General features: G+C 70.0%; 4 protein-coding genes and 2 pseudogenes. 3 read left to right on the top strand and 3 right to left on the bottom strand.

The annotated features are described in order from the left end of the window. Both eutC and JHN63_RS50295 read right to left on the bottom strand, forming a co-directional pair. A partial coding sequence (gene eutC / locus JHN63_RS50290; RefSeq protein WP_200691823.1) for an ethanolamine ammonia-lyase subunit EutC occupies positions 1–687 on the bottom strand: 687 nt, incomplete at its 3' end. Beyond that, positions 684–2079, bottom strand: a pseudogene (locus JHN63_RS50295) (ethanolamine ammonia-lyase subunit EutB). The gene eutC and the pseudogene JHN63_RS50295, both read right to left, overlap by 4 nt. Positions 2080–2239: 160 nt before the next feature. On the opposite strand from JHN63_RS50295, the gene JHN63_RS50300 reads away from it, so the two are divergent. Next, positions 2240–3751: an APC family permease gene (locus tag JHN63_RS50300; protein WP_200691824.1), complete on the top strand. Its 1512-nt coding sequence runs from the start codon at positions 2240–2242 to the stop codon at positions 3749–3751. A gap of 53 nt (positions 3752–3804) precedes the next feature. Here the strand turns inward: JHN63_RS50300 and JHN63_RS50305 are convergent, their stop codons facing one another. Continuing rightward, on the bottom strand, positions 3805–4302 hold the full coding sequence (locus JHN63_RS50305) for a GbsR/MarR family transcriptional regulator (RefSeq protein ID WP_200691825.1): 498 nt from the start codon (positions 4300–4302) through the stop codon (positions 3805–3807). A 73-nt stretch (positions 4303–4375) separates the two neighbouring features. Here JHN63_RS50305 and JHN63_RS50310 point away from each other — a divergent pair, with 73 nt between their 5' ends. Then, positions 4376–5269: an ABC transporter ATP-binding protein gene (locus tag JHN63_RS50310; protein ID WP_200691826.1), complete on the top strand. Its 894-nt coding sequence runs from the start codon at positions 4376–4378 to the stop codon at positions 5267–5269. Further along, positions 5266–6110, top strand: a pseudogene (locus JHN63_RS50315) (ABC transporter permease); the annotation flags it as partial. The gene JHN63_RS50310 and the pseudogene JHN63_RS50315, both read left to right, overlap by 4 nt.

Consider the following 6110-nt stretch of genomic DNA (forward strand, 5'->3'; position numbering starts at 1 on the left):
CCCCATCAACCCCGCCAGCTTCCCCGCCGCCACCTCGTACGTCAGCCCCGACGGCGGCCGGATGTTGGACAGGCAGTTCCTGTCCGCGTCCGTCGTGGCTCCCGGCTCGGGTCGGTACGTCAGGTATGCGCCCAGTGAATCCGCCGCGGACATCCCGGGGCGTTCGCCGATCAGGACGACGACCATCTCCGCGCCCATCGCCGAGGCGACGTCGTCGCCGAGGGCGACCCGGGCCTGTTCCGCGAGGACCACCGGGGCGACCTGCCAGGTGGTCGGGAGGAGGGCCGTCGTCGCTCGTACCATCGCCGCGCCGTGTTCGTGGACCGCCCGGCTGGACAGACCGTCGGCCACCACGAAGACGACGTCCCACTCCCCCACCGGCAGGTGCGCGCGGTCGGCGGGGTCCAAGCGGCGGCCCAGGTCGGGGCGTTGGAGGTAAGTGAGGCGGTCGGGGGCCGCGCTGCGGACCCGGACCGTCGGTTCCCCCCTCAACCCCTCCGCCACCACGTCCGGCCGGAACGGCGAGTGGACCGCGTCCCGCGCCGCCGCGTGCGCCGCCTGCAACTCCAGCCTGTGGTGGGTCGGAAGGCCCGTACCCGCCCGCCCCAGACCGATCCTCGCCTGGGTGTGGTGGCGCAGGGACGGCCACAAGTCCCGTTCCACAGAAACTTCTTGACTGGTCGTCATGCCACCAGTTCCCTTCCGATCGCCGTCAACGGGTGGGCCGTAGCGGAGACGTCCTTGATCTCTCCGGCCTCGCCCAGCAGGCCGATCGAGTCGAGCCATGCCTCGAACTCCGGTGCCGGGCGCAGCCCGAGGACCTCACGGAGGTACAACGCGTCGTGGTACGAGGCGGATTGGTAGTTGAGCATGATGTCGTCGCCGCCCGGGGTGCAGATCACGAAGGACGCGCCGGCCACGCCGAGCATGGTGAGCATCGTGGCGATGTCGTCGTCGTCCGCCGCGTCGGCGTGGTTGGTGTAGCAGATGTCCAGGCCCATCGGCAGGCCGAGGACCTTGCCGCAGAAGTGGTCCTCCAGGGCGGCGCGGAGGATCTGCCGGCCGTCGTACAGGTACTCCGGGCCGATGAAGCCGACCACCGTGTTCACGAGCAGCGGGTCGTAGCGGCGGGCCACCGCGTACGCCCGGGCCTCCACCGTCTGCTGGTCCACCCCGTGGTGCGCGTCGGCGGAGAGCGCGCTGCCCTGGCCGGTCGTCTCGAAGTACATGACGTTGTCGCCGACCGTGCCCCGGCCCAGCGCCCGTGCCGCCTCGTACGCCTCGTCCAACAGCCCCAGCGTCACGCCGAAGGACGCGTTCGCCGCCTGGGTGCCCGCGATGGACTGGAAGACCAGGTCCACCGGCGCCCCGCGTTCCATCAGGTCCATGCTGGTCGTGACGTGGGACAGGACGCAGGACTGGGTGGGGATCGCGTACCGCTGGATGACTCCGTCCAGCAGTTCCAGCAGGTCCCGTACCGCCTTCGGGCTGTCGGTCGCCGGGTTGATGCCGATCACCGCGTCGCCGGAGCCGAGGAGCAGCCCGTCGAGGAGGGCCGCGGCCACGCCCGCCGGGTCGTCGGTGGGGTGGTTGGGCTGGAGCCGGGTGGCGAGCCGCCCCGGCAGCCCGATCGTCGACCGGAAGGCGGTCACCACGCGCACCTTCCGCGCGATCGCGACCAGATCCGCGTTGCCCATCAGCTTGGACACGGCCGCGACCATCTCCGGCGTCAACCCGGGTGCCACGGCGGCCAGTTGGGACGTGTCGGCGGTCAGCAGCCACTCCCGGAACCCGCCCACCGACAGCCCCGCCACCGGCGCGAACGCCCCCGCGTCATGCGTGTCGAGGATCAGCCGGGTCACGTCGTCGGTCTCGTACGGGATCACCGGCTCGGCGAGAAAGGCGGTCAGCGGTACGTCCGCCAGCGCCCACCGCGCCGCCACCCGCTCCTGGGCCGAGGCGGCGGCCAGCCCCGCCAGCCGCGTCGCCGGAGCGCTCGGGGCTCGCGGCGGCGAGCAGGCGCGCGAGGGAGCCGAAGCGGTAGCGGTGGCCGCCGAGGGTCGAGGTGTACGTACTCATGGCGGCGACCGTACGAGGCGTGTGTTGCCACCGGATTTCCTCAGATTTCTAAAGGTCTGGTTGACAAACATTTAACGCGCCGCAACCCTTGCCGGACTCATTCGGCCGACAGAGTTCCGCACCGTAGAACCACCCGAGCAGCAGGAGAGGAGCCATCCCGATGGCAGTGGACGAAGGACTCGCCCCCGCGGCGAACACAAGCGAGGACGGCGCCGTTCACCGGCTCAAGCCCAACGCCATCGGCCTGCTGGGCGTGGTCTTCATGGCCGTCGCGACCGCCGCCCCGATCACCGCGATGACCGGCAACGTGCCCTTCATGGTCTCGTCCGGCAACGGCATCGGCGCCCCGGCGAGCTATCTCGTCGCAATGGTCGTCCTGGCAATCTTTTCCGTCGGCTTCACCTCGATGGCGAAGCACATCACCTCGACGGGCGCCTTCTACGGCTTCATCTCCTACGGCCTCGGCCGCACCGTCGGACTGGCCTCGGGCCTCCTCGCCACCTTCGCGTACGTCGTGTTCGAACCGGCGCTGATCGGCATCTTCTCGGTCTTCGCCACCGGAACCCTCAAGGACCAGACGGGACTTGACGTCCCGTGGTGGGCCTGCGCGATCGTGATGCTCGCCGTCAACGCGACGGGGACCTGGTTCGGCGTCTCGGTCGCGGAGAAGCTGCTCGTCGTCCTGCTGGGCACCGAGGTGACCGTCCTCGCCGCGATGGCGATCTCGGTCGCCCTGCACGGCGGCGGCCCGCACGGCTTCACCTTCGGCCCGGTCAACCCGGTCAACGCGTTCAAGGGCACGAGCGCCGGCCTCGGCCTCTTCTTCGCCTTCTGGTCCTGGGTCGGCTTCGAGTCGACCGCCATGTACGGCGAGGAGTCCCGCGACCCGAAGAAGATCATCCCCAAGGCGACGATGATCTCGGTCCTCGGCGTCGGCGTCTTCTACGTCTTCGTCTCCTGGATGGCCATCATCGGCAACGGCGAGACGGAGGCCGTCAAGGTCGCCTCCTCGGCGAACCCGCTCGCCCTCTTCTTCAACCCCACCGAGCACTACGTCGGCCACTGGGCGGTCGACCTCATGCAGTGGCTGATGATCACCGGCTCGCTCGCCTGCGGCATGGCCTTCCACAACTGCGCCAGCCGCTACATGTACGCGCTGGGCCGCGAGGGCGTCCTCCCCTCCCTCAAGAACACCATCGGCCGCACCCACGCCAAGCACGGCTCCCCGCACATCGCGGGCTTCGTGCAGACCGTGATCAGCGCCCTTCTGATCCTCGCGTTCTGGGCCACGAGCAAGGACCCGGCCAACGCGATGTACGTCCTGCTCGCCATCCTCGGCACGATGGCGATCCTGGTGGTGCAGGCGGTGTGCTCGTTCGCGGTGCTGGCGTACTTCCGCAGCCACCACCCCGAGAGCCGTCACTGGTTCAAGACCTTCACCGCCCCGCTGCTCGGAGGCATCGCGATGCTGGCGGTGGTCCTGCTCCTGGTCTCCAACATGAGCGTGGCAGCGGGCTCGGAGTCCGACTCCCCGCTCCTGAAGGCAACGCCGTGGCTGGTGGCCCTGGTCGCGGCGACGGGCATCGGCTACGCCCAGTACCTGAAGCACCGGGCGCCCGAGCGCTATGCCTTGCTGGGCCGCACGGTGCTGGAAGAGACGAAGGAGCGCTGACGGGCTGTGCCTTGAGGGGTGCGGGGAACTGTGCGACACAGCCCCGCGCCCCTTCAGGGCGCGCTACCGAACCGCTCCTCGCGATACACCCGCCACCGCTCCATCATCGCCACGATCTCCCCGTCGACGAACTCGAAGAACGCGAGCGTCTCGGCCATACGACGCCCAGCCGGGGTGTCTGCCCCGAGGCTCGCAACCCCCTCGCTCAGCGCCGCCTCCCACCGCTTGAGGACAGCCTCGCGATTGGTGAGCGCCTCGTACCACTGGTTGCCCTGCACCCGGTACCGCTCGCGCCGCGAACCCGGCTCGCGCTCCCGCGAGACCATGTGCTGCTGCGCCAGATACCGCACCCCGCCGGAGACAGCGGCGGGGCTGATCCGCAGCTGCTCCCCCAGCTCGACGGATGTCATCGCGCCCTCGTCGGAGGAGAGCAGCGCGGCGAAGATCCGGGCCGGCATCCGCTGCATCCCCGCCTCGACCAGCTGCGCCGCGAAGGACTCGACGAACTTCGACACGGACTCCGCGTCCCGCCCACCGGTTGTATCCGTCATGGACCCACCCTACCCGCGCTTCATACACTTCCTTAACTTCACAAATTTCTGAAGTTAGCGTACGTTCGGCTCCATGACGAAGGCCATCACCGTCTCCGGACTGCACAAGTCGTTCGGCAGGACACAGGCCCTCGCAGGCCTCGACCTGGATGTCGAGACCGGCGAGGTGCACGGCTTCCTCGGCCCCAACGGCTCGGGCAAGTCCACCACCATCCGCGTCCTGCTCGGCCTCCTGCACCCCGACTCGGGCGCCGCCCGGCTCCTGGGCGGGAACCCCTGGACGGACGCCGTCGAACTGCACCGCCGGGTCGCCTACGTCCCCGGCGACGTGACGCTGTGGCGCAACCTCTCCGGGGGCGAAGTCATCGATCTCTACGGCGCGTTGCGCGGCGGCCTCGACAAGTCCCGCCGCGCCGACCTGATCGACCGCTTCGAACTCGACCCCACCAAGAAGGGCCGCACGTACTCCAAGGGCAACCGCCAGAAGGTCGCCCTCGTCGCCGCATTCGCCTCGGACGTCGACCTGCTGATCCTGGACGAACCAACCTCGGGCCTGGACCCGTTGATGGAGGAGGTCTTCCAGCGCTGCGTGGAGGAGGAGCGCGACCGGGGCCGGACGATCCTGCTCTCCTCCCACATCCTCAGCGAGGTGGAGGAGTTGTGCGACCGGGTCAGCATCATCCGCAACGGCCGCACGGTGGAGAGCGGTTCGCTGGCGGACCTGCGTCATCTCACCCGCACCAGCGTGAGCGCCGAACTGGTGGGCGCGCCCAACGGGTTGGCGTCCCTGCCGGGCTTGCACGACCTGGACGTACAGGGCAAGCGGGTCCGCCTCCAGGTGGAGACGGACCAACTCAACGCCGTACTGCGGTCGTTGACCGAGTCGGGCGTACGGTCGCTCACCTCGAAGCCGCCGACGCTGGAGGAACTGTTCCTGCGCCACTACCAGGAGCGGGAGGCGGAATGACGACCACCGCCACGTTCCCCGCACGCACCGGTACCGGCGCCTCGCGCCAACTGGCGGGCACCGGCGCCCTGTTGCGCTTCAGCCTGCGCCGCGACCGGGTGGTGATCCCGACCTGGGTGGCGGTGACGGGCCTACTGGTCCTGTCGCTCCCGGGCTCGCTCCGAAGCGTCTACTCCACCCCGGCCGAACGCGCCGACCTCGCCCGCCAGATGCTCGCCAACAGCTCGCTGCGCGCCACCTACGGCCCGGTGTTCAGCGACTCCCTCGGCGGCCTCACCGCGTGGCGCATCGGCGGCTACGCCGCGATCCTCGCCGGGATCATGAGCCTGATCGTCGTCGTACGGCACACGCGTGACGAGGAGGAGAGCGGGCGGCAGGAACTCGTCTCGTCGGCGATGGTGGGCCGCCGCGCACCACTGACGGCGGCCCACCATCTGCAACGGGGTGCCGTGCTGGGCTGGAGCCTGGGCTTCTTCGCGGCGGGGGTCGCCTTCGGCGGCATCACGAAGGGCGCGGCGGACCTGGTCGGGGACAACACCAGGACCCGCGAGATCATCGAGCGGATGGGCGGCCGGTCGGGCATCGAGAACGCGTTCCTGGCCACGATGGTCGGCCTGTTCGGCATGCTGGCCGCGCTGTACGCGGTCTCCGCGGTCCTCCGCCTGCACAGCGAGGAGACCGGCGGACGCGCCGAACCGATCCTGTCGAACGCGGTGGGCCGCCTGCGCTGGGCGGCCGGCCACCTGACGATCGCCTTCGCGGGCGCGATCCTGCTCATGCTCCTGAGCGCCCTGGGCCTGACCCTCGGCTACGGCGCCGCCCCGGGCCCGATCCTGGCCGC

The organism is Streptomyces sp. MBT65 (assembly GCF_016612545.1).
Lineage (GTDB): Bacteria > Actinomycetota > Actinomycetes > Streptomycetales > Streptomycetaceae > Streptomyces.

Excerpts from the sequence above, each read along its gene's own strand:
- JHN63_RS50305 (WP_200691825.1), bottom strand. The coding sequence starts at position 4,302 with ATGACGGATACAACCGGTGGGCGGGACGCGGAGTCCGTGTCGAAGTTC.
- JHN63_RS50300 (WP_200691824.1), top strand. The coding sequence starts at position 2,240 with ATGGCAGTGGACGAAGGACTCGCCCCCGCGGCGAACACAAGCGAGGAC.
- JHN63_RS50310 (WP_200691826.1), top strand. The coding sequence starts at position 4,376 with ATGACGAAGGCCATCACCGTCTCCGGACTGCACAAGTCGTTCGGCAGG.